At 71.9% G+C, this 25651-nt stretch carries 26 protein-coding genes; 7 read left to right on the top strand and 19 right to left on the bottom strand.

Annotated features, from left to right (window positions below; all coding sequences use genetic code 11):
- Positions 1 to 55: 55 nt before the first annotated feature.
- The gene (locus AB0I89_RS08970; protein ID WP_357122620.1) at positions 56 to 535 is read right to left on the bottom strand and encodes a hypothetical protein; all 480 of its coding nucleotides are present in this window, start codon (positions 533 to 535) and stop codon (positions 56 to 58) included.
- Positions 536 to 775: 240 nt separating this feature from the next.
- Entirely contained in the window at positions 776 to 1765 is a 990-nt protein-coding gene (selD, locus tag AB0I89_RS08965; RefSeq protein ID WP_357122617.1) for a selenide, water dikinase SelD, read from the bottom strand.
- 194 nt (positions 1766 to 1959) lie between these two features.
- Between selD and AB0I89_RS08960 the strand changes: the two genes are divergently transcribed.
- From AB0I89_RS08960 to AB0I89_RS08945, 4 genes are all read left to right on the top strand, one after another.
- Positions 1960 to 2715, top strand: coding sequence for an amino acid ABC transporter ATP-binding protein (locus tag AB0I89_RS08960; protein ID WP_357122614.1), 756 nt, complete (start codon positions 1960 to 1962; stop codon positions 2713 to 2715).
- Between the two features lie 57 nt (positions 2716 to 2772).
- Positions 2773 to 3708, top strand: a complete 936-nt coding sequence (locus AB0I89_RS08955) for a glutamate ABC transporter substrate-binding protein (protein WP_357122611.1) — start codon at positions 2773 to 2775, stop codon at positions 3706 to 3708.
- Positions 3709 to 3790: 82 nt separating this feature from the next.
- On the top strand, positions 3791 to 4447 hold the full coding sequence (locus AB0I89_RS08950; RefSeq protein WP_357122608.1) for an amino acid ABC transporter permease: 657 nt from the start codon (positions 3791 to 3793) through the stop codon (positions 4445 to 4447).
- 85 nt (positions 4448 to 4532) lie between these two features.
- Positions 4533 to 5405 (top strand): amino acid ABC transporter permease, encoded by an 873-nt coding sequence (locus tag AB0I89_RS08945; RefSeq protein ID WP_357122605.1) that lies wholly within the window; start codon positions 4533 to 4535, stop codon positions 5403 to 5405.
- Positions 5406 to 5508: 103 nt separating this feature from the next.
- Here AB0I89_RS08945 and rny read toward each other — a convergent pair whose 3' ends face one another.
- From rny to AB0I89_RS08910, 7 genes are all read right to left on the bottom strand, one after another.
- A complete protein-coding gene (gene rny, locus AB0I89_RS08940) occupies positions 5509 to 7275 on the bottom strand; it encodes a ribonuclease Y (RefSeq protein ID WP_357122602.1) in 1767 nt (588 codons plus the stop codon).
- 583 nt (positions 7276 to 7858) lie between these two features.
- A complete protein-coding gene (locus AB0I89_RS08935; RefSeq protein WP_357122599.1) occupies positions 7859 to 8551 on the bottom strand; it encodes a regulatory protein RecX in 693 nt (230 codons plus the stop codon).
- A gap of 14 nt (positions 8552 to 8565) precedes the next feature.
- Complete coding sequence (gene recA, locus AB0I89_RS08930) at positions 8566 to 9612, bottom strand: recombinase RecA (RefSeq protein WP_354884861.1); 1047 nt, start codon at positions 9610 to 9612, stop codon at positions 8566 to 8568.
- Between the two features lie 184 nt (positions 9613 to 9796).
- The gene (locus AB0I89_RS08925) at positions 9797 to 9997 is read right to left on the bottom strand and encodes a DUF3046 domain-containing protein (protein ID WP_357122594.1); all 201 of its coding nucleotides are present in this window, start codon (positions 9995 to 9997) and stop codon (positions 9797 to 9799) included.
- Between the two features lie 4 nt (positions 9998 to 10001).
- Positions 10002 to 11423 carry an MFS transporter gene (locus AB0I89_RS08920; protein ID WP_357122591.1) on the bottom strand — a complete coding sequence of 474 codons (1422 nt, stop codon included), beginning with the start codon at positions 11421 to 11423 and terminating at the stop codon, positions 10002 to 10004.
- Positions 11424 to 11664: 241 nt separating this feature from the next.
- A complete protein-coding gene (locus AB0I89_RS08915; RefSeq protein ID WP_357122588.1) occupies positions 11665 to 13269 on the bottom strand; it encodes an FAD-dependent oxidoreductase in 1605 nt (534 codons plus the stop codon).
- 111 nt (positions 13270 to 13380) lie between these two features.
- Positions 13381 to 14070 (bottom strand): TetR/AcrR family transcriptional regulator C-terminal domain-containing protein, encoded by a 690-nt coding sequence (locus tag AB0I89_RS08910; RefSeq protein ID WP_357122585.1) that lies wholly within the window; start codon positions 14068 to 14070, stop codon positions 13381 to 13383.
- Between the two features lie 88 nt (positions 14071 to 14158).
- Between AB0I89_RS08910 and AB0I89_RS08905 the strand changes: the two genes are divergently transcribed.
- Entirely contained in the window at positions 14159 to 14389 is a 231-nt protein-coding gene (locus tag AB0I89_RS08905; protein ID WP_357122582.1) for a hypothetical protein, read from the top strand.
- 40 nt (positions 14390 to 14429) lie between these two features.
- On the opposite strand, the gene AB0I89_RS08900 is transcribed toward AB0I89_RS08905, so the two are convergent.
- Positions 14430 to 15134, bottom strand: coding sequence for a UdgX family uracil-DNA binding protein (locus tag AB0I89_RS08900; RefSeq protein WP_357122579.1), 705 nt, complete (start codon positions 15132 to 15134; stop codon positions 14430 to 14432).
- A gap of 258 nt (positions 15135 to 15392) precedes the next feature.
- The gene (locus AB0I89_RS08895; RefSeq protein WP_357122576.1) at positions 15393 to 16733 is read right to left on the bottom strand and encodes an aminotransferase class I/II-fold pyridoxal phosphate-dependent enzyme; all 1341 of its coding nucleotides are present in this window, start codon (positions 16731 to 16733) and stop codon (positions 15393 to 15395) included.
- Positions 16734 to 16767: 34 nt separating this feature from the next.
- On the opposite strand from AB0I89_RS08895, the gene AB0I89_RS08890 reads away from it, so the two are divergent.
- Entirely contained in the window at positions 16768 to 18009 is a 1242-nt protein-coding gene (locus AB0I89_RS08890; protein ID WP_357122573.1) for a bifunctional pyridoxamine 5'-phosphate oxidase family protein/GNAT family N-acetyltransferase, read from the top strand.
- On the top strand, positions 18009 to 18680 hold the full coding sequence (leuE, locus tag AB0I89_RS08885; RefSeq protein ID WP_357122570.1) for a leucine efflux protein LeuE: 672 nt from the start codon (positions 18009 to 18011) through the stop codon (positions 18678 to 18680). Before AB0I89_RS08890 ends, leuE begins: the two co-directional genes overlap by 1 nt.
- A gap of 126 nt (positions 18681 to 18806) precedes the next feature.
- Here leuE and AB0I89_RS08880 read toward each other — a convergent pair whose 3' ends face one another.
- The 8 genes from AB0I89_RS08880 to AB0I89_RS08845 form a co-directional block, all read right to left on the bottom strand.
- The gene (locus tag AB0I89_RS08880) at positions 18807 to 19733 is read right to left on the bottom strand and encodes a sporulation protein (protein ID WP_357122567.1); all 927 of its coding nucleotides are present in this window, start codon (positions 19731 to 19733) and stop codon (positions 18807 to 18809) included.
- 73 nt (positions 19734 to 19806) lie between these two features.
- Complete coding sequence (locus AB0I89_RS08875; RefSeq protein WP_357122564.1) at positions 19807 to 20871, bottom strand: hemolysin family protein; 1065 nt, start codon at positions 20869 to 20871, stop codon at positions 19807 to 19809.
- The gene (locus AB0I89_RS08870; protein ID WP_357122561.1) at positions 20868 to 22235 is read right to left on the bottom strand and encodes a hemolysin family protein; all 1368 of its coding nucleotides are present in this window, start codon (positions 22233 to 22235) and stop codon (positions 20868 to 20870) included. The genes AB0I89_RS08875 and AB0I89_RS08870 overlap by 4 nt, the downstream gene beginning before the upstream one ends.
- Positions 22236 to 22396: 161 nt before the next feature.
- The gene (mnhG, locus tag AB0I89_RS08865) at positions 22397 to 22780 is read right to left on the bottom strand and encodes a monovalent cation/H(+) antiporter subunit G (protein WP_357122558.1); all 384 of its coding nucleotides are present in this window, start codon (positions 22778 to 22780) and stop codon (positions 22397 to 22399) included.
- A complete protein-coding gene (locus AB0I89_RS08860) occupies positions 22780 to 23043 on the bottom strand; it encodes a monovalent cation/H+ antiporter complex subunit F (protein ID WP_357122555.1) in 264 nt (87 codons plus the stop codon). The genes mnhG and AB0I89_RS08860 overlap by 1 nt, the downstream gene beginning before the upstream one ends.
- Positions 23043 to 23639, bottom strand: a complete 597-nt coding sequence (locus tag AB0I89_RS08855; RefSeq protein WP_357122552.1) for a Na+/H+ antiporter subunit E — start codon at positions 23637 to 23639, stop codon at positions 23043 to 23045. The genes AB0I89_RS08860 and AB0I89_RS08855 overlap by 1 nt, the downstream gene beginning before the upstream one ends.
- Complete coding sequence (locus AB0I89_RS08850; protein WP_357122549.1) at positions 23636 to 25141, bottom strand: Na+/H+ antiporter subunit D; 1506 nt, start codon at positions 25139 to 25141, stop codon at positions 23636 to 23638. Before AB0I89_RS08850 ends, AB0I89_RS08855 begins: the two co-directional genes overlap by 4 nt.
- Positions 25138 to 25626 carry a Na(+)/H(+) antiporter subunit C gene (locus AB0I89_RS08845; protein ID WP_357122546.1) on the bottom strand — a complete coding sequence of 163 codons (489 nt, stop codon included), beginning with the start codon at positions 25624 to 25626 and terminating at the stop codon, positions 25138 to 25140. The genes AB0I89_RS08850 and AB0I89_RS08845 overlap by 4 nt, the downstream gene beginning before the upstream one ends.
- Between the last annotated feature and the right edge of the window lie 25 nt (positions 25627 to 25651).

Raw genomic sequence — 25651 nt, 5'->3', positions numbered from 1 at the left:
GGGCTTGAGCGACCCCGGCCGGCTCGGCGTGCGCGGCCGGCCCGTCGGTAGCGGGTCAGGCTGCGGCGAGGACCGGCGCGACGGTGTCGGGCGCCCAGCGGGAGCGGTGACACTGCGACCAACCCCGGCAGCCCGGGTCACCCAACGAGCAGAGCCGTCGCCGGCTGAGCACCTCGCCGTCGTCGGTGTCCCGGACGTCGAAGTGCACCGGGCGGACCGTGCCGTCCGGTGCGACGAGCAGGTGCCGGCTGGCGTCCAACGTGTCGTCCCGCAGCAGGCAGTCCCGGCCCAGCAGCCGGGCCAGCGCGGCGATGCTGGCGTGCTCGGAGAGCCGCTCGGGCACTCCGTAACAGTCGATCACCGTCGGGAACTCGCCCGGCGCCTGCCAGACGTCACACACCACCGCGTACGCGGGCAGTCGCGCCGGGTCCGCCGCGGCCAGCGGCATCACCACCCGACCGAGCGCCTCGGCCAGCGCCGGGTAGACCTCCACGGGTCGTACCCGGTCGATTCTCCAGTTCCACAGCTCGGTCATTCCGCCTCCTCGCTGCGTTCGTCCCACCGGCCTCCGGATCGGGCCTTACTGACGATGGTGGGGGGCATATGACCTCAGCCGGGGGCAAGTTACCGGTCTGTGACCATTCCGGGCAAAATTTCCCTGAGCGGCATTGCTCGGAGTAGCGGGAAGGTGACAGTTTATCGGGTATCGTGCGCCAGCCGAACCACCGGGCCAGCGTGTCCCGGCACCATCGGTAGCGGTTCGGTGGGCCGTGGGTCAGCGCAGGACGACCAGGTGCTCCCCGCGGGGCAGCAGCTCTCCCACCACCGGTGCGCCCGGCAGCTCACCCGCGACCAGCAGACCGCCGGACGTCTGCGCGTCGGCCAGCAGCAGCCGCTCTCCCTCGTCGGCCGCGCCGAAGTCCGTCCACGGGGTGACCCACTCCAGGTTGCGTCGGCTCCCGCCACTGACGTACCCGTCGCGCAGCGCCTCCCTTGCGCCCGCCAGGTACGGCACCCGGGCCGTGTCGATGGCCACCGTCAGCCGGCTGGCGCGGGCCAGCTTCGAGGCGTGCCCCAGCAGACCGAACCCGGTCACATCGGTGCCGCACCGGATGCCGGCGGCGACCGCGGCGCGCGCCGCGTCCCGGTTCAGCGCGCTCATCGAGGCGACCGCCTCCGGGAAGCTCTCGCCGGTGGACTTGTGTCGGGTATTGAGCACGCCCACACCGAGCGGCTTGGTCAGGGACAGCGGTATCCCGGCCCGGCCCGCGTCCAGAGTGATCAGCTCTTCGGGGCGTACGGTGCCGGTGACCGCGAGGCCGTACTTCGGACCGTCGTCGTCCACACTGTGCCCGCCGGCCAGGTGACAGCCCGCCTCCCGGGCCACGTCCTGGCCGCCGCGCAGCACCTCCCGCGCCAGTTCCAGCGGCAGCACGTCCCGCGGCCAGCAGAGCAGGTTCAACGCCACCAGCGGGATGCCGCCCATCGCGTACACGTCGGACAACGCGTTGGCCGCGGCGATGCGCCCCCAGTCGTACGCGTCGTCGACGACCGGGGTGAAGAAGTCCGCGGTGCTGACCAGGCCCGTACGCTCGTCCAGGCGGACCACCGCGGCGTCGTCGCCGTGGTCGAGGCCGACCAGCAGCTCGGCGGTGCCGGTGGCCGGGCCGAGACCGGCCACCATGGCCTCCAACTCGCCCGGCGGGATCTTGCAGGCGCAGCCGCCGCCGCGCGCGTATCGGGTCAGCCGTACGGGTTCGGTCATCCCCCCATGATCTCGGCAACGCCGTGCCACCGCCACCGTCGCGGCCCACCGGTGACCGAAACCGGACCCCCGTAGCCGATCGTGACCGGTGTTACCGCTCCGTGACCAACTGGGTTGCGTTCCGCCACATCATGCCGCCTACAGTTGCCCAACCGGGGGTCGACCGACCCCGATCCGGGGAGACGACAGGGACGGTGGACGACGTGACGACGGGCGAACCGCTCATCGTGCTGGACGCGGTCAACAAGTGGTTCGGACCGCTGCACGTGCTGGACGACGTCTCGCTGTCGGTGGGTCGGGGCGAGGTGGTCGTGGTCATCGGCCCGTCCGGCTCCGGCAAGTCGACGCTGTGCCGCGCCATCAACAGACTGGAACCGATCAACTCCGGCACCATCACCTTCGACGGTCAGCCGCTGCCGGCCGAGGGCAAGCCCCTCGCTCGCCTGCGCAGCGAGGTGGGCATGGTGTTCCAGTCCTTCAACCTCTTCGCCCACAAGACCATCCTGGAGAACGTCACCCTCGGGCCGGTCAAGGTCCGCAAGGAGAAGCCCGCCGTGGCCCGCGAGCGCGGTCTGGCCCTGCTCGACCGGGTCGGTATCGCCAACCAGGCGGACAAGTTCCCCGCCCAGCTCTCCGGCGGCCAGCAGCAGCGGGCGGCCATCGCCCGAGCGCTGGCCATGCAGCCCAAGGCGATGCTGTTCGACGAGCCCACCAGCGCCCTCGACCCGGAGATGGTCGGCGAGGTGCTGGACGTGATGACCTCGCTGGCGCGCGACGGCATGACCATGGTCGTGGTCACCCACGAGATGGGCTTCGCGCGGCACGCCGCCAACCGGGTCATCTTCATGGCCGACGGCCGGCTCGTCGAGGACGCCTCCCCGGCGGAGTTCTTCGAGAACCCGCGCAGCGAGCGGGCCAAGGACTTCCTCTCCAAGATCCTCACGCACTAGGCGTCCGTAGTGGAGCGCGCCGCACAAGGGCGGGCTCCGTCGAAGAAGGAGAAGAGTATGCGTATGACGCGCGTGGCGGCGGTCGCCATGATGGCCTCCCTCGCCCTTTCCGTCGCGGCCTGCGGCAAGGAGGGTGAGCCGACGCCGAGCGCCGGTGGCAACGCCTCCGGCGCCGCCCAGGGAGACACCTGCAAGAGCTCCGGCGCGACCTTCACCCCGAAGTCGGACGCTGCCGTCGCCGGCAGCCCGACCTTCGAAAAGATCAAGACGGCCGGCACGGTCTCCGTCGGGGTCAAGTTCGACCAGCCGAACCTCGGCTACAAGGACGCCCAGGGCAAGCGGTGCGGCTTCGACATCGAGATCGCCCAGTACGTCGCGAGCACGCTCGGCATCGACCCCGCGAAGATCCAGTACAAGGAGATCGCGTCGGCCAACCGGGAGACCGCGATCAAGGGTGGTGAGGTCGACTACTACGTCGGCACCTACTCGATCACCGACAAGCGCAAGAACGACATCTCCTTCGCCGGCCCGTACTTCGTCGCCGGTCAGGACCTGCTGGTCCGCAAGGACGAGTCGTCGATCACCGGCAAGGACACCCTCAAGGGCAAGAAGGTCTGCTCGGCCACCGGCTCGACGCCGATCCAGAGGGTCCGCGACGAGGGTCTGACCGAGGCGAACAACATCGTCGAGTTCAAGACCTACTCGGAGTGCGTCTCGCAGCTGCTGGACAAGAAGGTCGACGCCGTCACCACCGACGACGCGATCCTCAAGGGCTACGCGGCGCAGGACCCGGACGGACTCAAGGTGGTCGGCCAGCCGTTCAGCACCGAGAAGTACGGCATCGGCCTCCCGAAGGACGACAAGGCGCTGCGCGACTACGTCAACGACCAGATCGAGGCCGCCTTCACCAACGGCACCTGGCAGAAGATCTACGACGGCACGCTCGGACTCTCCGGCTCGGCCGGCACCCCGCCGAAGGTCGAGCGGTACTGATCGACCCGGCTCGACACGAGTAGCGGCGCCGGGCGGGGTTCGTCCCCGTCCGGCGCCCGTGGAGAGGGACTGAGAGCGAGGCATGGGCGAGTTCTTCCGCGTACTGACGGACAACGGGCAACTGTTCGTCGACGGGTTCACCAACACCGTCAAACTTTTCCTGATCGCCGCGGTCGGCAGCCTCGTCCTCGGCACGCTGCTCGGCGCGATGCGGGTCTCGCCCGTGCCGGCGCTGCGCGCGTTCGGCGCCACGTACGTCAACCTGGTGCGCAACACCCCGCTGACGCTGGTCTTCGCGTTCCTCGTGTTCGCGGTGCCGAAGCTCGACGTCAACTTCGACTACGACACCAGCGCCGCCATCGCGCTGACCGTCTACACCTCCGCGTTCGTCTGCGAGGTGATCCGCTCCGGCGTCAACACGGTCGCCGCCGGGCAGGCCGAGGCGGCCCGCGCCCTGGGCATGACCTTCGGTCAGGTACTCACGCTCATCGTGCTGCCGCAGGCGCTGCGCGCGATGGTCCCGCCGATGGTGAGCGTGTTCATCGCGATGTTGAAGAACACCACGATCGCCGCCGGCTTCTCGGTGCTGGAGGCCGGCGCGATCCCCGCGTACATGGCCGAGCGGGGCGAGCCGCAGTTCGCCGTCCTGCTCTGGATCACCATCGGCTTCCTGATCCTGATCCTGCCGCTGGTGGCGTTGCAGCGGTTCCTCGAACGCAAGTGGCGGGTGGCACGGTGAGCCCGGCTACGGCGAACGAAAGGTGCGCGGTGAGCGCGAGGAGTGAGCTTGCGAGCCCCGCAGTCGCGAACGGAGGGTGGTTGAGTTGAGCCAGGCGTCGATTCTCTACGACCTGCCCGGTCCCCGCGCCAAGCGGCGCAACGCGATCCTGGGCGTCGTCTCCACGGCCGGCATCATCGCCCTGCTCGCCTACATCGGCTACAAGTTCGCCGACACCGGGCAGTTCGAGGCTCGCAAGTGGGAGCAGTTCCAGTACGCCTCGGTGCAACGCGAGCTGCTCGGCGGCCTGTGGGCGACGCTGAAGGCCGCCGGCATCGCCGCGGTCCTGGCGCTGCTGTTCGGCGCGATCTTCGCCAGCGGCCGCCTCAGCGACAAGTGGATCCTGCGGGCCCCGTCGACGTTCGTGGTGGAGCTGTTCCGCGCGATCCCCCTGCTGATCCTGATCTTCTTCGGCTACTACGTGCCGCTGCAGTACGGCTGGTCGATCGACAAGCTGTGGGCGCTGGTCATCGGGCTGATGCTCTACAACGGCTCGGTGCTCGCGGAGATCTTCCGCGCCGGCATCAACGCGGTGCCGTACGGGCAGACCGAGGGCGCGTACGCGATCGGCTTGCGCAAGAACCAGGTACTGCGGCTCATCCTGCTGCCGCAGGCCGTCCGGTCGATGCTCCCGGCGATCGTCAGCCAGCTCGTCGTGCTGCTCAAGGACACCGCGCTGGGCTTCATCATCACGTACCCCGAGCTGCTGTTCGCCGGGAAGCAGATCGGCGGCCGGTTGCCGTTCGGGCTGCCGTACGTGCCGACGTACCTGATCGTGGCGGCCGTCTACATCACGATCTGCGGGCTGCTGTCGATCTTCGCGTGGTGGTTGCAGCGGCGGCTGGGCCGCATGCCGCGAACTGCGGCCAAGATAGTGCCGTCCCAGGACTTCGGTCGAGACTCAACGGCGATGATCTGACCGGACGACCGCCTGGAGTGTGATCGACCCAGTTTCGCCAATATCGGGGTGTCCCCATTGAGGGGACACCCCGATATTGCTGAATTCGTGGTGATCGGGTCGATCAGCGGGCGATCTCGGTGACCCGGGACTCGCGGACCACGGTGACCCGGATCTGACCCGGGTAGGTCAGCTCCTCCTCGATCTGCTTGGCCACGTCACGGGCCAGCACGGCCGCCCCGATGTCGTCGACGTCGTCCGGCTTGACCATCACCCGGATCTCCCGGCCGGCCTGCATGGCGAAGACCTTGTCCACGCCGAGCTTGCCGGCCGCGATCTCCTCGATCCGCTCCAGCCGCTTGACGTACGCCTCGAGGCTCTCCCGGCGCGCGCCCGGCCGACCACCGGAGCAGGCGTCGGACGCCTGGGTGAGGACGGCCTCGATGGTCTGCGGGGGCACCTCGTTGTGGTGCGCCTCGATGGCGTGCACCACGTCCTCGTGCTCGCCGTACTTGCGGGCCAGGTCGGCGCCGATGATGGCGTGGCTGCCCTCGACCTCGTGGGTGAGCGCCTTGCCGATGTCGTGCAGGAACGCCGACCGCTTGATGGTGGGCACGTCCAGCCGCAGCTCGGCGGCCATGATGCCGGCGATGTGCGCGGTCTCCACGAGGTGCTTGAGCACGTTCTGGCCGTACGACGTGCGGTAGCGCAGCCGGCCCAGCAGGGTCACCAGCTCCGGGTGGATCTCGGTGATACCCACCTCGACCAGGGCGTCCTCGGCGGCGCGCAGGCAGAGCTGCTCCACCTCCTGGCGGGCCAGGTCGTAGACCTCCTCGATCCGGTGCGGGTGGATCCGCCCGTCCAGCACGAGCTTCTCGAGGGTGAGCCGGCCGACCTCGCGGCGCACCGGGTCGAAGCAGGAGAGCAGCACGGCCTCGGGGGTGTCGTCGATGATCAGGTTGACGCCGGTGACCGACTCGAAGGCCCGGATGTTGCGGCCCTCGCGGCCGATGATGCGGCCCTTCATCTCGTCCCCGGGCAGGTGCAGGACGCTCACCACGCTCTCGGCGGTCTGTTCGCTGGCGACCCGCTGAATCGCGTCCACCACGATGTGCCGGGCCCGCTGCTCGGCGGTGTTGCGCGCGTCGGACTCGATGTCGCGCACCAGGAGCGCCGCCTCCCGCTTGGCGGACGTCTCGATCGCCTCGATCAGCTCCAGCCGGGCGGACTCGGCGGTGAGGCCGGCCACCCGCTCCAGCTCCCGGCGGCGCAGCTCCTCGGCCTCGGCCAGCTCGGTCTCGCGCTGGGCGAGCGCGGACTCCCGGGCGGCGAGGGCGGCGCCCGCCGCCGTGAGCTGCCGCTCCCGCTCGGCGAACCGCTCCACCTCCTCGGTGTGCAGCCGCTCCCGCTCGTCCATCCGGGCCGCCCGCCGCTCCACCTCGGCGGCCTGTTCGCGGGTCGTGGCGGCGAGCACCGCGACCTCCCGCTCGCCGCTGCGGCGCGCGGCCGTGCGGAGCTGCTCGGCGTCCGCCTCGGCCTGCTTGTGCGCCCGTTCCAGCACGGTGTCCGCCTCGGCGCGGGCGTCGTCGAGCACTCGCCGGGCCTCGGCCCGGGCCGCCTTCGCCTCGGCTTTGGCCGCCGCCGCTTCGGCGCGGGCCGCGGAGGCGGCGGACTTCGCCACGTCGATCGTGCTGTTCGCCTGGTCGGCCGCGTCGCGCAGGGCGGCCAGGGACTGCTCCTGACGGTCCTTCTCGGCGATGAAGGCGGGATCCTCCGGGGCGGACGTCGAGCCGATCCGGCGCAGCGTCCGGATGCCGACCAGCACCGCCGCGACCACGACCACGGCGAGGATCAGGACGGCCGCGAGGAGCACCACGTCGAGGGCGTTCATGCCGGAACCCCGCGAGGTCCATCCGTGCGCCTGTGCCGCCGCCCCGCCATGGCCGCCTCCCCTGAACGTCATGACCGCAGCGACTGTGCCCAGGGCACACTCCTGCGGCTGTGGACGCCCGACCGGAGCGGCTGGCCGTAGATAGCTCTCTCCGCCGGCGGTGCCCTCGGGCATCGTCGGCGACCGGGTGCAGTTGTCGCGACGTCCCGGACCGGCCAGTCCGGAACTGCCGCCAAAGGCCGTGGAGCCGGCCAAAGTGATGCTGTTCTGTTACGAGATCTATGTTGTGCGCTTAGCCTGCAATGGTCGGGCAATGTGAGCCTGTATGGCGAGGCTAGGTCTCCGAGGGCGGTCTGGTCAAGGACTCATGATCAAACCCCCCGAACGGAGAGAAGTTGCAGCGTCACGCAAAGCTGATGTCGTGTCGGACACGGCAGGACAAAGGCGGCGAGCCGACGCCTCGATTCGACCGTCGTGCCTGTTCAGCGACCGCACAGGTCCGCCGACGGGCCGTCAATGTGACACCCGCGACCCGACGTCGGCCCGTCGCACCCGTCCCTGGGTCAGCGCGGGATCGTGCCGCTCAGTCGATCGGGCGGTTGTCCCGCTCCAGCTCGCCCTCGGCGTCGGCCAGGGCGTCGGCGTCGATCTGCTCGGCGAACTCGGCCGCCTCGGCGCTCTGCGCGGCGAGCGCGTCCTTCACCGCCCGGATGGCCACGCCGGGCGGGTAACCCTTGCGGGCCAGCATGCCCACCAGCCGGCGGAAGACCGCGTCCGGCTCACCCCGGGCGGTACGCAGTTTGCGCTCCACGAGGGCACGGGCGGTCTCCGCCTCGGTCTCCTCGTCCAACTCGCCCAACGCCTCGGTGGCCACCTCGCCGTCCACGCCCTTGCGGCGCAGCTCGTTGGCGAGCGCCCGGCGGGCAAGACCGCGCCCGGAGTGTCGACTCGACACCCAGGCTCGAGCGAACGCGGCGTCGTCGATGATGCCGACCTCGTCGTACCGGTCGAGCACGTCGGCCGACACCTCTTCGGAGATGCCCCGCTTGGCCAGCGCCCCGGCCAGCTCGGCGCGGGTACGCGGTCGCACGGCGAGTTGGCGCAGGCAGATCTCGCGCGCCAGCTCGGACTCGTCGCGCGGTGTGGACGCCTGCTCGTCGGCCGGCGACTCGGCCCGCCGGCCGCCCCGGCGAGGGCGCGGCGGAGCGGCGTCATCGCCCGTACGAGGCGGACTGGCATCCCAGCCCCGCCCCGTACGGGCGCGTCGTCCTGCCATCGGTCAGCGACCGGTCAGAAGTCGACCGGCGGCAGCTCCGGGCCACCGGCGGCGTCGCCCGCGCCGACCCCGACGCCGAGCTTCTCCAGGATCTTCTTCTCGATCTCGGCGGCCACGTCCGGGTTCTCCTTCAGGAACTCCCGGGCCTTCTCCTTGCCCTGGCCGAGCTGGTCACCGTCGTACGTGTACCACGCGCCGGACTTGCGGATGATCGCCTGCTCCACGCCGACGTCGATCAGCGAGCCCTCGCGCGAGATGCCCTTGCCGTACATGATGTCGAACTCGGCCTGCTTGAACGGCGCGGCCACCTTGTTCTTCACGACCTTGACCCGGGTGCGGTTACCGACCACGTCGGTGCCGTCCTTGAGGCTCTCGATGCGGCGCACGTCGAGCCGGACCGAGGCGTAGAACTTCAGCGCCCGACCACCGGTCGTGGTCTCCGGGCTGCCGAACATCACGCCGATCTTTTCCCGGAGCTGGTTGATGAAGATCGCCGTGGTGCCGGTGTTGCTGAGCACACCGGTGATCTTGCGCAGCGCCTGGCTCATCAGCCGGGCCTGCAGACCCACGTGGCTGTCGCCCATCTCGCCCTCGATCTCGGCGCGCGGCACCAGGGCCGCCACCGAGTCGATCACGATGATGTCGATCGCGCCCGAGCGGATCAGCATGTCGGCGATCTCCAGCGCCTGCTCGCCCGTGTCCGGCTGGGAGACCAGCATCGCGTCGGTGTCGACGCCGAGGGCCTTCGCGTACTCCGGGTCGAGCGCGTGCTCGGCGTCGATGAAGGCGGCGATGCCGCCGGCCCGCTGGGCGCTGGCCACCGAGTGCAGGGCCACCGTGGTCTTACCGCTGGACTCGGGGCCGTAGATCTCGACCACCCGGCCGCGCGGCAGGCCGCCCACGCCGAGCGCCACATCGAGCGCGATGGAACCGGTCGGGATCACGGCGGTCTGGACGACCGGCCGCTCTCCCAGCCGCATCACCGAGCCCTTGCCGAACTGCTTGTCAATCTGAGCGAGAGCAAGGTCGAGTGCCTTCTCCCGGTCAGGCCCTGCTGCCATGGTTGCCACCCCTGCCTTCGCCGGCGTCTTTGCTGAGCTTCGCGTCACGCGGACACGCTAGGCGCTAGGTCCGACAGAAAACCAGCCGACGGGCCGCGAGCTGTGGACGAGCACCCCGCTGTGGACAATAGCCGAACAGGTGTACGACTCGACAAGCGACACGCGGACCCGACGAAAAGGCTGCTCAGCGTAGTCGCGCGGGCACGCGGTCGGGATACGCGGCGCAGACCGCCCGCCACACCACGTTCGTCCGCTCCCCCGCCGCCAACGCCTGCTCGACGGTCCGGCCGTCAAGCTGGGACAGCACCTGATCCCGGGCGATGCTGGCCGCGTAACCCGGCCCGAACGCCTCCTCCAACCGCGCCCAGAAGTCGGTCAGCCGCACGTGATCAATCCTCCTCACCCGGCGCCCCGGTCGGCACCGGGCGCAACGCTAGCGCCACCAGGGGCACGGTCGCGACCGCCGCGAGCAGGGTGAGCACGGGATAACCGGCCACCTGCATGACAAACCCGCTGAGCACCGCGGCACCCGCGCCCGCCAACCCCATGATCAGGTCCGAGAATCCCTGGACGCTCGGCCGCACATCGGCCGACACCGACTCGGAGAGCAGCGTCGAGCCGGCCACCATCGTCCCCGACCAGCCCAGCCCGAGCAGGACGAGACCGACCGAGAGCCGAGGCGTGTGGTGCCCGGCGGTGCCGGCCACCGCGCAGGCGGCCAGCAGCAGTCCGACCCCGCCCAGGATCACCGCCCGCCGGCCGAGCCGGTCGGTGAGCCAGCCGACGAGCGGGGAGAACGCGTACATGCCGGCGATGTGCAGACTCAGCACGATCCCGACCAGCCGCAGCACGTCGGCGTCGGCGTGCGACTCACCGAGCCGCACCGGGGTCATCGCCATCACCGCCACCATCACCAGGTGACCCACCGCCACCGCGGCGATGCCGAGCCGGGCGGCGGGCTGAGCGCGTACCACCGACCAGGCCGCCCGCATCCCGGCGCCGCGCGGCGCGCGGGCACCGACCGGCGCGGCGGCCGGCCCGACGCCACCGCCCGCCGGCGACCCGGCGGTCCCGGCGGTGGGGGCGGTCGCCGCCGCCGCACCGCCCGGCGGCACGGCGGCGACCGGCCCGGGACCGTCGGGCACGGATGCGGCGTCGGCCGCCGCGAGTCGCCGCGCGGTGAGCAGCGGGTCGGGCCGCAACAGGCCGAGGAGTACGACGGCAGCCAGCACGAACGCCGCCGCGCTGAACGCGAACGGACCGGCCAGCGCGGGCAGCCCCCAGCCGGTGGTCACCCGGTCGGCCAGGGCGGCGAAGTTCGGCGCGGCCACCGCGCCGATGGTGGTGGCCCAGACGATCAATGAGAGCTGGCGACCTCGACGGGCCGGCTCGGCGAGGTCCACGGCGGTGTAGCGGGCCTGGAGGTTGGCGGCGGTGCCGCCACCGAACAGCAGCATGCCGAGAAGGAGCAGCGGCACCGAGCGGGTGGCCGCCGCCAACACCACGAGGACGCCACCGACGGCGCCCACCGTGTACGCCAGCACCAGGCCGGGCCGGCGACCGTGCCGGGCCATGATCCGGGTGACCGGGACGGCGAGCAGCGCCGCGCCGACCACCCCGGCACTCTGCGCGATGCCGGCCAGCGCGGTGCCGGCCACCCGGGCGGCGAGCAGCGCGCCGACGGAGATGCCGATGGTCACGCCGATGCCACCGATGATCTGGGTGGTGACGAGCAGCCGCATGGTGCGCCGCTGAATCGGCGCGACGTCGAGTCGGGCGGCGGTACGCGGCTCGGTCAGGTCGGTGGCCATCGGCGCTCCTCGAGGACGGGGTTCCCATCCTCGCGCACCCACCCCGAACCCCGACGCCCCGCAGGCGGCGCTACCCGCCCCGCCCTGCCGCACGCCCGGACGCCCGGACGCACGCCCGCACGCCCGCACGCCCGCAAGATCCGCGCAACTTCAGGGAAGTTGCTGGCTCGGCGCGCCGGGAAGCAGCAGGTTCCCCGAAGGTGCGCGGATCTTGGTCAGTACCGGCGGGGACGCGTGGACGTCAGCCGGTCATCACCCGCTGGTGCAGGGAGGACACCGCCGCGCGGGCCGCCACGAACGCGCCGTGCTGCCAGGCCACCTCGTGACTGAGCCAGTCCCCGGCGAAGTAGACCCGTCCGGCCGGCTGGAGCAGCCGGTCGTATCCGGCGGTGCCGTACCGGGGTGAGGTCCAGGCGCCCTCGATGTAGCGGGTCCGGTCCCAGGCGTGCGAGTACGAGCTGACCAGCTCGCTGCGGTACTTGTCGCCGTGGATCTTCACGCCCTGGCTGACCGCCCGCTCCTGGCGCAGCTCGGGGGTGAGCCCGCTGTAGGACCGAGCGTTCGCCCCGGTGTTGTAGTAGCCGACGACCAGACCCCGCTTGCCGTGGAAGCCGTAGGACGGGTACCAGATGTGCGACAGGTCCAGGTCGGTCTCGGTGATGCCGCCGTAGATCCGCTGGTCGGTCTCCCACCAGCGGCTGCGGTACTCCAGACCGATCTTGCCGGCGGCGGTGACGGGGAAGTCGGCCAGGGCGGCGGTCACGTCGACGCCGAGGTTGTGCGGCACCCGGGCCATCAGGTGCGGTGGCAGCGCGGCCACGCAGTAGTCGGCGGTGATCTGCGACAGCCGGCCGCCCTGGCGATAGGTCACCTCGACCCGGCTGCCCCGGTCCGTCACTCCGGTCACCTCGGCGTTGAGGCGGATCCGGTGCCCGCCGACGGCCTTGGCGAGGGCGCGGGGGATCTGGTCCATCCCGCCGACCGGTTGGAACATCAGCATGGCCTGGTCGTAGCCGAACTCGAAGGAGAAGTACCGGCCCACGTTGCTGGCGAAGACGTCGGAGAGCGCCGGCGGCGCGCCGAGCAGGCTGCCGACGTCGTTACCCGCGCCGGGGTACGTGGAGAAGCCGCGTCGGCTGGTCCCGGTGTACGCCCAGTCGCTGGCACGCCCGCCGATCGCGCCGAAGCTCTGCAGGAACGACAGCAGCCGCTCCCGGTCCTCGGTGGTGAGTCGCGCGTCCAGCGCGCCCTGGTCGGTGGCCTTCGCGAGCATCTCCGAGACGTACCCGTAGACGTCGGCCTTGGCGGTGCGGTAGCGGACCGGCTCGGTCATCCCGGCGGACTCGTTGTAGATCCAGGCGTCGGCGTTCTGGTTGGTGAAGACCTCGACGGGTACGCCCAGCTCCCGGCAGTAGTCCATGGTGACCATCCACTGTGCGATCCGGCCCGGCCCGGCGTTGAAGTAGACGCCGTCGGAGAAGCCGGCCCGCTGGGTGTGGCCGTCGAGGTCGGTCTCGACGTCGCCGCCACGGATGGTCAGGTTCCGCCCGCCGACGCGGTGCCGCGCCTCCAGGACCGTGCAGTGGTAACCCGCCTTGCCCAGCTCGTACGCGGCGGTGAGCCCCGCGATGCCGCCGCCCAGCACCACGACGCTGGCGCCCGGCCGCCCGGACAGCGTGAAGTCGGACGGCTCCGGCGCCCGGAAGGCCGGCGTCGGCGACGCGGCGGCGCTGGGCGCGAGACCCATGGCGCCCATCGTGGCGAGCATCGCGCCGGCCCCGCCGCTGACCCCGACCGCGCGCAGGAATCCACGCCGGCTCACCGTCGACTGCGTCTGATCACTCATGAACGCCTCCCCTACAAGATCGACTCACGTGAGTCTGTGGAGGGCGTGTTACACCGTTCACGCAACGCGGTTTCCAGTAGGTATCCGGTCTTCTGAATACCGTGGCGACCCTCAGGACGGTGGGTGCCGCGCCACCGAGCGGAGAACGCCGTCCAGGCCCTCCTCGAACAGCAGGTCGTCGCCCCACCGGGAGTCGTCGAGGTGGCCGGAGGCGTTGAGAGTCGGGTAGGCCTCGGCGTGGGCGGTGACATGGTCGCGGGCGGTGGCCCGCGTGTCCGGGTCGGCGCTCCTGCGCCAGGTGGCCTCGGTGAGCGAGGCGCCGATGACGTAGTTGGCCAGTGTTCGCGTGGCCACCGCGAGGTGGCGGCCACGGCAGCCGCCGCGCACCAGCGCCGCCTGGAGGAACTCGGTGCGGGCCAACACGTTGGGGCCGAGCATCGGACGCCCGACCAGGCCCGGCGCCCAGGGATGCCGGAGCATGGCGGAGCGCCAGCCGCGGACGAGGACGCGGACGTCCTCCGGCCAGTCGTCGGTCGCGTCGGGGATCGGCACGTCGCCGAAGATCTGGTCCATCGCCAGGTCCAGCACGTCGTCCTTGGTCCGCACGTGCCAGTACAGGGCGGTCGCCGTCACGGTGAGGCGCTGGGCGAGGCTGCGCATCGTGAGGCCGTCGATGCCGTGCTCGTCGAGCAGGTCGACCGCCGCGCCCACGATCCGGTCGATCGTCAGTGGTGGCCGGCGCTGCGTCCGGGAGGGCTCCGGGCGTAGCCACACCGACGAGGGAGAACGGCGCTCTGTCATGCCGTCACCCTAATACGGTGGACAGGAAACTTAACGTCGGTAAGCTAGCTGAACATCCGTACACCGACCACCGCACGGAGGTCCCCTCATGCCTCTTCTGCGAGTCCACGTCGACACCGACCGGAGCACCGCTCGGCGCGTCCTGCACCTGCACCAGGAGGGCAGGAGCCATCACGAGTCGCGGGAGGCGGCCCGGGAACAGGCGTGGCGGCAGGGCCGGACCCTGGCGGGGGAGCCGGTCTTCGTCGGCGTCACGAACGGCCGCCGCAACGTCCAGTTGCTCTACGACGTCGAGGTCTACTCCGACACCGCCGGCTGACGCCCGGCCCGACGCGAGCGGGCGCGACGGCGCCGCGCGGCTATCCGGCGAGGGCGCGGGCGGCGACGGTGAGGTCGGCGACCAGCCCCTCGTACGCGGCGTCCTGGTCGTCGGCGCGCAGCACCGCGGACGGGTGGATGGTCGCCAGCAGCCGGGTCGGCGGAGCGTCGGCCAGCGCGCCGGCGCTGTCCACCGGGACCCGCTGGAAGTCCTCGGGGCGCTGGGCCGCCGCGGGCCAGGGCAGCAGTTCGCCGCGCTGCCTCGTGACCCGGAAGGACGGGCCGAGCAGCGCCTTGCCGGCGGTGGCACCGAGCACCACCACGATCGCCGGGTCGAGCCGGGCGAACTCGGCGACCAGCCAGGGACGGCAGGCGGCGATGTGGATCCGGTCCGGCGTCTGGTGGATGCGCCGCTTGCCGCGCACCTCAAAACGGAAATGCTTCACAGCGTTCGTGAGGTACAGCACGGCCGGGTCGAGGCCGGCGTCGTCGACGGCCCTGCGCAGCAGCCGACCGGCGGGACCGACGAAGGGCAGGCCCTTCTGGTCCTCCATGTCGCCGGGCTGCTCGCCCACGAGCACCACGCGGGCGCTCTCGTCACCCCGCCCGAAGACGGTCTGCGTGGCGTCCCGGTACAGCTCGCAGCCACGACAGTCGCCCGAGGCCGCCCGCAACCCCTCGATGGTGTCGGCCTCGGGAGGGATGAACCGCTGGGCGCCGGGGGCGGCGTCGGTCTGCTCGGCCATGCCGACTGTTATATACCTGTTCGGCCGGCCCTGCCGGATCTGCCTTAGGTGAGATCCGACGGTCCCCCGTCAGTACCCGCCGCCACCGCCACCGCCACCACACGACGCGAGCGCGATCAGCACGATGATGATCACGATGACCGCGACCGCGACCCCGATCCAGAGCCCTCGATTGCCGCCTGAAGCCATGTCAGCCACCTCCACCGGCGCGCATACCCGCCACGGACCCGGCAAACCTCCCGCGGAGGTCGCCACGGGTCAGGTGGCGAAACCGGACGGTGGATCGGGACGGGTGGCGCGGGCCAGCGCGGCGGCCAGGGGCGTCAGGTCCGCCACGGCCAGGGAACTGACGGTGACGCGCACGGCGGGCGGGGCGGCGATCCGGTAGAGGGCGCCGGGCGCCACCACCCAGCCCGCGTCACGTAGCGCGGTGACCACGCTGGTCTCGTCCGGCACCGGCAGCCAGACGTTGATGCCGCTGCGGCCGTGGGCGGTCAGGCCGTGCTCGGCGAGCGCGGCCACCAGACCCGCGCGCCGCAGCTCGTAGCTCTGCGCCGCACGGCCCACCAGGTCGTCGACCGCCGGGTCCCGCCACAGGGCCAGCACCAGCCGTTGCAGCACGGTGGACACCCAGCCCGCGCCGACCCGCGTCCGGCCGGTCACCCGGGCCACGGTGGTCTCGTCGCCGGCCAGCACCGCCAGTCGCAGGTCCGGGCCGAAGGGTTTGCTCACCGACCGCACGAAGGCCCAGCTCGCGGTCGCGCCGGCAAGCGGGTGCAGGGGTACGCGGGCCAGCTCGGCGGCGTGGTCGTCCTCGATGAGCAGCAGGTCCCGTCGCCCGGCGAGCAGCGCGCGCAGTTCCTCGGCGCGGGCGGCGGAGACGGCCGCGCCGGTCGGGTTCTGGGCGCGGCTGGTGACCACCAGCGCCCGCGCGCCAGCGGTCAGCGCGGCCGCCACCCCGGCCGTGAGCGGCCCCTCGTCGTCCACCGGCACGCCGATCGGGCGCAGCCCGAGGGCGGCGACCAGGTCGAGCAGGTTGGCCCAGCCGGGGTCCTCCACCGCGACCGCGTCGCCGGGGCGCAGGTGGGCGCCGAGGAGGCGTTCGATGCCGTCCAGCGCGCCACCGGTGAGGGTGAGGTCGTCGGCGGGTACGCCGTCGGCGCGCAGCCGGGCGCGGGCGAACTTGGCCAGCTCCGGGAGCACTCCGGCCTGCGAGTAGCCGATCGGTGGGCCGGCGTCGGCGGCGAGCGCGGCGAGGTGCGGACCGATCGGGGGCAGCAGCCGGGGGTCGGGCTCGCCCCGGGACAGGTCACGCGCGCCGGGCAGGGGCGCGGGGCGCAACGCGGAGCGACGGGCGGCCACCGGTGGCCGTGGGCGGACGCGGGTGCCGTGCCGGCCGGCGGTGGTGAGCACGCCGCGCTGGCGCAGCTCCTGGTAGGCGCGGGCGACGGTCGCCGGGCTGACGGCGAGGTCGGCGGCGAGGGCCCGCACCGGCGGCAGGGCCGCGCCGGGTGGCAGAGCGCCGGTACGGATGCCCGATTCGATGCTGGCCAAAATCGTGGCGGCCGTCGTCCCGGTGAACTGATAGCGTGCTGACACAAACAGGAGATTGTACTAGAACAAAGGGGCGCGCATGTACCCACCCACCGCCCGGACCACCGCCACCCGTTCCCGCGAGCGGATGAGCTACGACCGCGAGGCGGCACACGCCGTCCTCGACGAGGCGTACCACTGCGCGCTCGGCTTCACCGTGGACGGCGAGCCCCGCGTACTGCCCACCCTGCACGTCCGCGTCGGCGACACCCTCTACCTGCACGGCTCCACCGGCAGTCGCCCGCTGCTCGCCGCCCGGGGCGACGGTCTGGCCGTCTGCGTCGCGGTCACGCTGCTCGACGGGCTGGTGTACGCCCGCTCCCAGTTCCACCACAGCGCCAACTACCGCTCGGTGGTCGCACACGGCACCGCCCGACTGGTCACCGACGCCACGGAGAAGAGCGCCATGCTCACCGCGCTCGTCGAGAAGGTGGGCGCGGGCCGCAGCACGGACAGTCGCCCGCCGAACCGGCGCGAACTGGCCGAGACCGCCGTGCTGGCGCTGCCGCTGCGCGAGGTGTCCGTCCGGTCGCGCACCGGCGGCGTCCGCGAGGACGAGGCCGACCTGCACCTGCCGCACTGGGCCGGCGTCCTGCCGCTACGGCTGACCGCCGGGCTGCCGCAGCCCGCCGCCGGGGTCGCCGCGCCGCTGCCGGCGTACCTGCGGACGATCCGTACGCCCTGGCACGACCCGGCGCCGCTGAGCGGCGAGCACGTCCGGCTGGAACCGCTGGACCTGGCGCACGCCGACGACCTGCACGCCGCCACCGCCGACGACGACGTCTGGCGGCACCTGACCGTTCCACGGCCCACCGAGCCGGCCGGGACCGCCGAGGTGATCGCCGCCGCGCTGGCCGCCCAGCAGCGCGGCGAGCGGGTGCCCTGGGTGCAGCGCTGCGCGGCGACCGGGACGGTGGTCGGCAGCACCTCGTACTACGAGATCGACCCGGAGCGGCGGTCGGTGGCGATCGGGCACACCTTCGTCGGCCGTCCGTGGTGGCGTACCGGGATCAACACCGAGGCCAAGCTGCTGCTGCTCGGCCGGGCCTTCGACGAGCTGGGCGCGGTACGGGTCGCCTGGCACACCGACATCCGCAACGTTCGGTCCCAGGCGGCCATCGAACGGCTCGGCGCGACCCGGGAGGGGGTGCTGCGGATGCACCGCCAGCGCCCGGACGGCTCATGGCGGGACACGGTGCAGTACGCGATGACCGTCGACGAGTGGCCGAACGCACAGGCCACGCTGCGGAAAAGACTTCGCCGTACGGCGTCGGTGGCGTGATGATGGCGGGCGTGCTGGGGATCACCGACATCTGGACGTACGTGCTGGGCACCGTGGCCATCATCCTGCTGCCCGGACCGAACTCGCTCTTCGTGCTCTCCACCGCCGCCAAGCGGGGCGTGGGGGCCGGCTACCGGGCCGCGGGCGGGGTGTTCGTCGGCGACGGGGTGCTGATGATCCTCTCCGCCGCCGGGGTGGCGTCGCTGCTCAAGGCGTACCCACCGTTGTTCCTGGTGATCAAGTACGCTGGCGCGGCGTACCTCGGTTATGTCGGGCTGACCATGCTGCGGGGCGCCTGGCGGCGCTGGCGCGACCGCAACGACCCGACCACGCCGCGGCTGATCGACGCCGCGGAGCCGGCGCAGCTGCGCAGCCCGTTCCGCAAGGCGCTGGTGATCAGCCTGCTGAACCCGAAGGCGATCCTCTTCTTCATCTCGTTCTTCATCCAGTTCGTCGACCCCGGGTACGCGTGGCCGGCGCTGTCGTTCCTGCTGCTCGGCCTGATCGCCCAGGTCAGCAGCGCGCTCTACCTGACCGCGCTGATCTTCGCGGGGACGTTCCTGGCGGCCCAGTTCCGCCGCCGCCGTCGTCTCGCGGTGGGCGGCACCACGGCGGTGGCAACGCTCTTCCTAGCCTTCAGCCTCAAACTAGCCACCGCCAGCGCCGGCTGACCCCGACCCCACCGCTCGTCGCCCCACCCAACCCCACCGCTCTCCGCGATCTTGCACTTTGTGCTGTCTTTTTGCGTCTTTCGCACCGCTCTACGGCGACAGTAAGTGCAAGATCGGCGCGGGGGGTCAGGTGCCGTCGCCTCCTCCGCCGCCGCCGACCCCGGCTCCTCCGGCTGTGCCGCCCAGGCCGTAGCCGGGTTTGATCGGGGCGTCGGGGTGGCGGCTGACGTGGGCGGAATGGCCGATCTGCGCGGACCAGTCGGCGTGGGCGGCGGCCGCCGCGTGGCGGTTGATGGCGTGGCGCAGCCAGCCGTCCACGGTGGCGACCCAGTCCCGCTGCCCGGCGTCGGCGTGCCAGATCCGGAACCGGCTGATGCTCTGGTGGGTAATCCCGGCCAGGGCCAGCTTGCGGTCCACCCAGGTGATCACCTCGAGGCCCGCCGAGTTCGTCACGAAGATCAGTTCCAGCTCGGTGATCGGGCCGGCGTAGAGCGGCCCCACCCAGTAGCCCCAGCGCTGGTGCAGCGGTAGAGCATGCTCCACCCCGGGCAGGCCGCCCTCCACCAGCCCGGCCTGGCGGATCGAGAAGCCCAGCGTGTCCAGCGCCGCCAGCACGTGCTGCTGGGTGGGGACCGGGTGCACGAAGACCGGCACCATGGCGCCCTGGTCCAGGTCCGGGTCGACGGACACCTCGGTCCGCAGACCCATCCGCAGACTGAGCAGCGGCACCCCACCGAAGGTGGTCACCGGGGTCTCCCACGGCAGCGGCAACGCGAAGTCGACGGCCCGGCGGCGGCCCGCCGGGACCACGAACCGCCCGGCGATCGGGAGCTGGAAGAACTGCATGAGGCGTCGCGGGGCCGCCGGGTCGTCCGGCTCGACCGTCGTGACCAGGCCGAGCCGGATATGGCGTACGAGCACGTCGTCCGGCCCGGCGGCGAGAGTCACCCGCCCGGGCAGGCGCAGGCCCGGACGGGTGCTCGGGTTTCCAAGCGTGGTCTGTACGGACAGCCCGGTCCAGCCGGACTCCCGAGACACCCCCGTCAACCGCATCGCGCCCCCCCGCCAGGTCACCTCAACTGTCGCGGACCCGGCGGGGGGTCACCCGGAACTTGCGGGAATTCTCCTAGCGGAGTCGCCGACCGCGCGGCACCGTGTCGGTCTCGTCGTCGAACTCGCCGATGACCTCCTCCAACAGGTCCTCCAGGGCGACGAAACCGATCGGGCGGGCCGGGCCACCGCCGTTGCGGACCAGCGCGAGCTGCGACTGCCGGGCGCGCATCGCGGCCACCGCCTCGGTGACCGAGGACGTCGCCGGCAGGGTGAACGCCGGTGTCATCAGCTCCCCGGCCACGGCGGCCCGGCCGGTGGTGACCGCCCGTACCGCCTCCCGGACGTGCACCAGACCGCAGACGTCGCCGCCCGCGTCCAGCACGGCCAGCCGTGACCGGCCGCTATCCCGGCTGACCTGCTCGATCCGCTCGGCCGGGTCGTCGCGCCGGACCGTGACCATGGTGGCGAACGGCTCCATCACCTGCGCCACCGACGTGCCCTGCAGCTCGAGCATGCTGGTGAGCAGTTGGTGCTGCTCGGCGCCGAGCAGCCCGTGCTCGCGGGACTGTTCCAGCAGGATCCGCAGCTCGTCCGGACCGTGCACCTGGGCCAGCTGGTCCTGCTGGTTGACCCCGACCAGCCGCAGGATCGCGTTGGCCAGCGCGTTCAACGCGGACAGCACCGGCCGGGACACCCGGGCGAACGCCCGGAACGGCAGCGCGAGTAGCGTCGCCGACCGTTCGGCGTCGGTGATCGCCCACGACTTCGGTGCCATCTCCCCCACCACCAGGTGCAGGAAGGTCACCAACCCGAGGGCGAAGACCAGGGCGATGACGTGACTGGCCGCGTCGGGCAGCCCCACCACGTGCAGCAGCGGGCTGACCAGGTGCTCGATCGCCGGCTCGGCCAGCGCGCCGAGCCCCAGGGTGCACAGGGTGATGCCGAGCTGCGCACCGGCCAGCATCAGCGACAGCTCGCGGACGCCGTCGAGCGCGGCCCGCGCCGCCCGGCCACCGGTGGCCGCCGCCTGCTCCAGCCGGTACCGCTTGCTGGCCACCAGGGCGAACTCGGCGGCCACGAAGAACCCGTTCAGCCCCAGCAGGACGCCGGAGCTGATCAACGCGATGCCGGGGCTCATGCGGACACCTCGCGCCGCTCGCCACGGTCGGTGAGTTGCAGCCGGACCGAGTCGGCGACGTGCCGGTCCACGGCCAGCACCTCGACCAGCGCCCGGGGCTCCGCCTCGCCCTCGTCGGCCTCGACGCCCTCGGGCAGCAGACTGATCTCCAACCGGTCGCCGACCTCCGGCACCCGGCCCAGCTCCCGCATGACCAGCCCGGAGAGCGTGTCGTACTCCGGGGCCTCGGGCAGCGCGATGCCGGTGCTGTCGGCGACCTCGTCGATCCGCCAGCGGGCCGGCACCACCCAGGAGCCGTCGTCCTGGCGGGCGGGCGCCCGCTCCGGCGGGTCGTCCTCGTCCCGGATCGGACCAACCAGCTCCTCGGCGATGTCCTCCAGGGTGATCACGCCAGCGAAACCGCCGTACTCGTCGACCACGCAGGCCATCTGCCGGTGCCCGGAGCGCAGGCGGTCCAGCACCGTGGGCAGGGGCAGGGTCTCCGGTACGAGCAGCGGCGGGCCCGCCACCGCGCTGACCGGGGTGGTGGCCCGTTCGGCGGGGGGTACGCCGAGCACGTCGGCGATGCCGACGATGCCGAGCAGGTCGTCGACACCCTCCGCGCCACGGACCGGGAAGCGGGAGTGGCCGGTGTCCAGCAGCTCGACCACCCGGCTCACCGGCTCGTGCCCCCGGACGATGTGCACGTCGACCCGGGGAACCATGGCCTCGCCGGCGGTCAGCTCACGAAAGTCGAGCCCCCGGTCGAGCAGCGTGGACATCTCAGCGTCCAGGCTGCCCTCCTCACGTGACTCGGCGATGATCTGTTCCAGGTCGGCGGGGGTCGCCCCGCTGGGCAGCTCCTCGATCGGCTCGATACCGACCCGGCGCAGCAGCCGGACCGACGCCCGGTCGAAGAGCCGGATCACCGGACCGGCGATGGCCAGGTAGAAGAGCGTGGACCGGCTCAGCGCCCGGGCCAGCGGTACGGCCCGGGCGATGGCGAGGTTCTTGGGCGCCAGCTCGCCGAGGACCATCTGCACGACGGTGGCGATGACCAGGGCCAGCGCCACCGACAGCGGCAGGCTCACGGACTCGCTGACGCCGGCGACGCCGAGCAGGTCGGCGAGGCCACCACCGAGGTACGGCTCGGCGACGTAACCGACCAGCAGCGCGGTGACGGTGATGCCGAGTTGCGCGCCGGAGAGCATGAAGGAGAGCCGGCTGGTGACGGCGAGGGCCCGGGCGGCGGCCTGGTCGCCGTCGTCGGCGAGCTGGCGCAGCTTGCCCCGGTCAACGGCGACGTAGCCGAACTCCTGCGCCACGAAGTAACCGGTGGCGGCGGTGAGCACGATGATGAGAAGAAGACCGACGACGATCAACACGGGACGCTCAGGGCTCCCGGGGCCGTCGGGACGGGGATACGCCGGGCACGACCCGGCTGGCTACTGCTGCCCTCCTGGGCAGAGGAGTCGATCATGCCGTCATTTTATCGGCGTTGCCTGGGACTCCGCTGGGGGTGGGCCGAAGGAGTCGATCGTCCTGTTCAGCCCGGCCGGGACCGGCTTTCGCCGCGCCCACCGGTCGACTCGGTCCCGGCCAACTCGTCGGCGTCGAGCAGGCCCCGGTCGAGTCGGCCGGACCGGTAGGCGGCCCGGCCGATCATCTGCGCGGCGACCGGGGCGGTGGCCAACTGGAAGACCCCGACCAGCAGGATCATGCCGAGGTCGGCCCGGGACCGCAGCCGCAGCGCGATCCCGAGCAGCAGCAGGAGCACGCCGAGCACCTGGGGCTTGGTGGCCGCGTGCATCCGGGACAGGGCGTCCGGGAAGCGCAGCACACCGATGCCGGCGCACAGCGCGAGCAGCGCGCCGGCGACCAGGCAGACGGCCCCGAGCCAGTCGGCGATCGTCGCGAGCACGCCCGGCATCAGGAACGCTCCCGGACGGCGAAGCGGACCAGCGAGACCGAGCCCACGAAGCCGAGCAGGGACAGCACCACCAGCACCGGCAGCGTGGTGGCGTGCCGGTTGACCGCCGCCTCCGCGCCCACCGCGCCGACCATGGTGGCGAGCAGCATGTCCGCCGCGATCACCCGGTCCAACAGCGAGGGCCCCCGGTAGAGCCGGATCAGCACGAGCAGCGCGGTCACCGACAGCAGGACGGTGAGGACGACGGCCAGGAACGTGATCATTAGGCGAATCCCTTCTCGGCTGGACCGGGCTCCACGCGGCGCAGTTCGTCCGCGCTGCCCACCGCCCGGACGATGCGTCGTTCGACGTCGAGGGTGCGGTCCCGGGCGAGCGCCAGGTCGGCCGGGCCGTGGGTGTCCAGCACGTGCAGGTAGAGCACCCCCGGCTCACGGTCCACCTTGAGGACCAGCGTGCCGGGCACCAGCGAGACCGCCTCGGCGGTGAGCGCCAGGATCAGATCCGTACGCACCCGCAACCGGACGGCGATGATCGCGCCACGGGGCCGGTAACCGGGTTGCACGGCGATCCGGGCGATGTGCAGGCTCGCGCTGACCAGTTCGACGACGAACCGACCGGCGAACGCCAGCAGCGCCCCCGGGTGCAGCCGCCCGCCGAAGGTGACCGCCGGCAGCGGGAAGAACAGCAGGACCGCGCCTCCCACCAGCAGGCCACCGATGATGTTTGCCAGGTTGATCTCGCCCCAGAGCAGGTTCCAGACGAGCACCAGCCAGCTCAGCGCCAGCGTCTGGTCCCGCCAACGCCCGAGCCGACCTTCCCTGGCGGCGTCCGTCGGGGGTGCGCCGCGTCGGCCCGTCACGGCACGCCGCCGGGCAGAACAGCGCGCACGTACGGCGTACGCGAGAGCAGGTCGGTGGCCGCGTCGGCGGTGACGTCGAACAGGGGGCCGGCCAGCACGGTCAGCGACACCCCCAGGGCGACCAGGGCGACGGTCGCGCCGACCGTCAGGGCGGGCAGCCGGACGACGGGTTCGTCGGTGGCGATCCGGGGCGCCCGCCAGAACGCGATGTTCCACACCCGGGAGGCGACGTACAGGGTGAGCAGACTGGTGAGCGTCCCGGCCGCCACCAACGTCGCGGGCAGCGCGCCGCCGGCCGCCACCCCGGCCTGGAGCAGCCCGAGCTTGCCGAGGAACCCGGAGAACGGGGGCACCCCGGCGAGATTCATCGCCGGGACGAAGAAGAGGACGCCCAGCAGGGGCGCCACCCGGGCCAGTCCGCCGAGACGACGCAGGTCGGTGCTGCCGGCGCGCTCCTCGACCAACCCGGCGACCAGGAACAGGGTCGTCTGGATGGTGATGTGGTGCACCACGTAGAAGATCGCCCCGGCGAGCCCGGCCGCGGTGCTCAACGCCACCCCGAAGATCATGTAGCCGATGTGGCTGACCAGGGTGAACGAGAAGAGCCGCTTCATGTCCGACTGCGCCACGGCGCCGAGGATGCCGACCACCATGGTCAACCCGGCGACGACCATGAGCAGGTCGTCGACCTGGCCACCCGGGAAGAGCAACGTCTCGGTACGGATGATCGCGTACACGCCCACCTTGGTGAGCAGCCCCGCGAACACGGCGGTCACCGGGGCCGGAGCGGTGGGATAACTGTCCGGCAGCCAGGCCGACAGCGGAAAGACCGCGGCCTTGATCGCGAACGCGAGCAGCAGCACCAGTTGCAGGGTCACCCGGACGTTGTCCGGCAGGTCGTCGAGACGCTGGGCGAGCTGCGCCAGGTTGAGCGTGCCGGTGGCCGCGTACACCAGTCCCACCCCGGTCAGGAAGATCATCGAGGAGAGGACGCTGACCACCACGTACGTCGATCCGGTGCGGATGCGCGTCTCGGTGCCGCCCAGCGTGATCAGCACGAAGCTGGCCGCCAACAGGATCTCGAAGCCGACGAACAGGTTGAACAGGTCACCCGCCAGGAACGCGTTGGTGACGCCCGCGGTGAGCACCAGGTACGTCGGGTGGAAGATCACCACCGGCGCGCTCTCGCTGGTCTCGCTGCGGCCCTGCCCGATCGAGTACACCAGCACGCACAGGGTCACCGCCGAGGACACCACCAGCATCAGCGCGGCCAACTGGTCGGCCACCAGCACGATGCCGACCGGCGGCGGCCACCCACCGACCGCGAGCACCACCGGCCCGTGCCGGTACGCCTGCACCAGAAGCACCAGCGCAACGGTGAACGTCACCGCCAGGCAGAGCACGCTGACCGTACGCTGCACCCGGGGCCGGTCGGCCAGCAACAGGGTCAGCGCCGCGCCGAGCAGCGGCACCACCACCGGCAGGGGCAGGAGCCGACTCACGACGCGTCGTCCGGCTGGCCACGTCGGAGTCGGCGGCGGGCCGGCTCCGGGTCGACCTGCTCCGGATCGCCGTTCGGACCCTCCCCGCCACGGTCGACCGCGCCCACCCCGTGGTCCTCCGCGCGACGGATGATCTGGCGGTCCTCCAGGTCGTCGGGCACCTCGTCGTCGCCGGTGAGATACCAGCTCCGGTACGCCACGGCGAGCAGGAACGCGGTGAACCCGAACGTGATCACGATGGCGGTCAGCACCATCGCCTGCGCCAGCGGGTCACTCATCCGGTCCACCGGGCCGGTGCCCACGACGGGAGCGCCACCCGACCGGCCACCCAGCAGGATCAGCAGGTTGACGCCGTTGCCGAGCAGGATGACGCCGAGCAGGATCCGGGTGAGGCTGCGCTCCAGCAGCAGGACCACCCCGCACCCGACAAGCGCCGCGACGGCGAGCACCAGCACCAGCGTCGGCCCGGCGCCACCCGCCGTCACGGCCGCGCCCCTGTTCGCGACTGCG

This window comes from Micromonospora sp. NPDC049801 (assembly GCF_040656575.1).
Taxonomy (GTDB): Bacteria; Actinomycetota; Actinomycetes; order Mycobacteriales; family Micromonosporaceae; genus Micromonospora.
This window is presented reverse-complemented; position numbering and strand designations above follow the sequence as displayed.

Excerpts from the sequence above, each read along its gene's own strand:
- AB0I89_RS08970 (WP_357122620.1), bottom strand. The coding sequence starts at position 535 with ATGACCGAGCTGTGGAACTGGAGAATCGACCGGGTACGACCCGTGGAG.
- selD (WP_357122617.1), bottom strand. The coding sequence starts at position 1,765 with ATGACCGAACCCGTACGGCTGACCCGATACGCGCGCGGCGGCGGCTGC.
- AB0I89_RS08955 (WP_357122611.1), top strand. The coding sequence starts at position 2,773 with ATGCGTATGACGCGCGTGGCGGCGGTCGCCATGATGGCCTCCCTCGCC.
- AB0I89_RS08950 (WP_357122608.1), top strand. The coding sequence starts at position 3,791 with ATGGGCGAGTTCTTCCGCGTACTGACGGACAACGGGCAACTGTTCGTC.
- rny (WP_357122602.1), bottom strand. The coding sequence starts at position 7,275 with ATGAACGCCCTCGACGTGGTGCTCCTCGCGGCCGTCCTGATCCTCGCC.
- AB0I89_RS08935 (WP_357122599.1), bottom strand. The coding sequence starts at position 8,551 with ATGGCAGGACGACGCGCCCGTACGGGGCGGGGCTGGGATGCCAGTCCG.
- recA (WP_354884861.1), bottom strand. The coding sequence starts at position 9,612 with ATGGCAGCAGGGCCTGACCGGGAGAAGGCACTCGACCTTGCTCTCGCT.
- AB0I89_RS08920 (WP_357122591.1), bottom strand. The coding sequence starts at position 11,423 with ATGGCCACCGACCTGACCGAGCCGCGTACCGCCGCCCGACTCGACGTC.
- AB0I89_RS08915 (WP_357122588.1), bottom strand. The coding sequence starts at position 13,269 with ATGAGTGATCAGACGCAGTCGACGGTGAGCCGGCGTGGATTCCTGCGC.
- AB0I89_RS08910 (WP_357122585.1), bottom strand. The coding sequence starts at position 14,070 with ATGACAGAGCGCCGTTCTCCCTCGTCGGTGTGGCTACGCCCGGAGCCC.
- AB0I89_RS08905 (WP_357122582.1), top strand. The coding sequence starts at position 14,159 with ATGCCTCTTCTGCGAGTCCACGTCGACACCGACCGGAGCACCGCTCGG.
- AB0I89_RS08900 (WP_357122579.1), bottom strand. The coding sequence starts at position 15,134 with ATGGCCGAGCAGACCGACGCCGCCCCCGGCGCCCAGCGGTTCATCCCT.
- AB0I89_RS08890 (WP_357122573.1), top strand. The coding sequence starts at position 16,768 with ATGTACCCACCCACCGCCCGGACCACCGCCACCCGTTCCCGCGAGCGG.
- leuE (WP_357122570.1), top strand. The coding sequence starts at position 18,009 with ATGATGGCGGGCGTGCTGGGGATCACCGACATCTGGACGTACGTGCTG.
- AB0I89_RS08880 (WP_357122567.1), bottom strand. The coding sequence starts at position 19,733 with ATGCGGTTGACGGGGGTGTCTCGGGAGTCCGGCTGGACCGGGCTGTCC.
- AB0I89_RS08875 (WP_357122564.1), bottom strand. The coding sequence starts at position 20,871 with ATGAGCCCCGGCATCGCGTTGATCAGCTCCGGCGTCCTGCTGGGGCTG.
- mnhG (WP_357122558.1), bottom strand. The coding sequence starts at position 22,780 with ATGCCGGGCGTGCTCGCGACGATCGCCGACTGGCTCGGGGCCGTCTGC.
- AB0I89_RS08860 (WP_357122555.1), bottom strand. The coding sequence starts at position 23,043 with ATGATCACGTTCCTGGCCGTCGTCCTCACCGTCCTGCTGTCGGTGACC.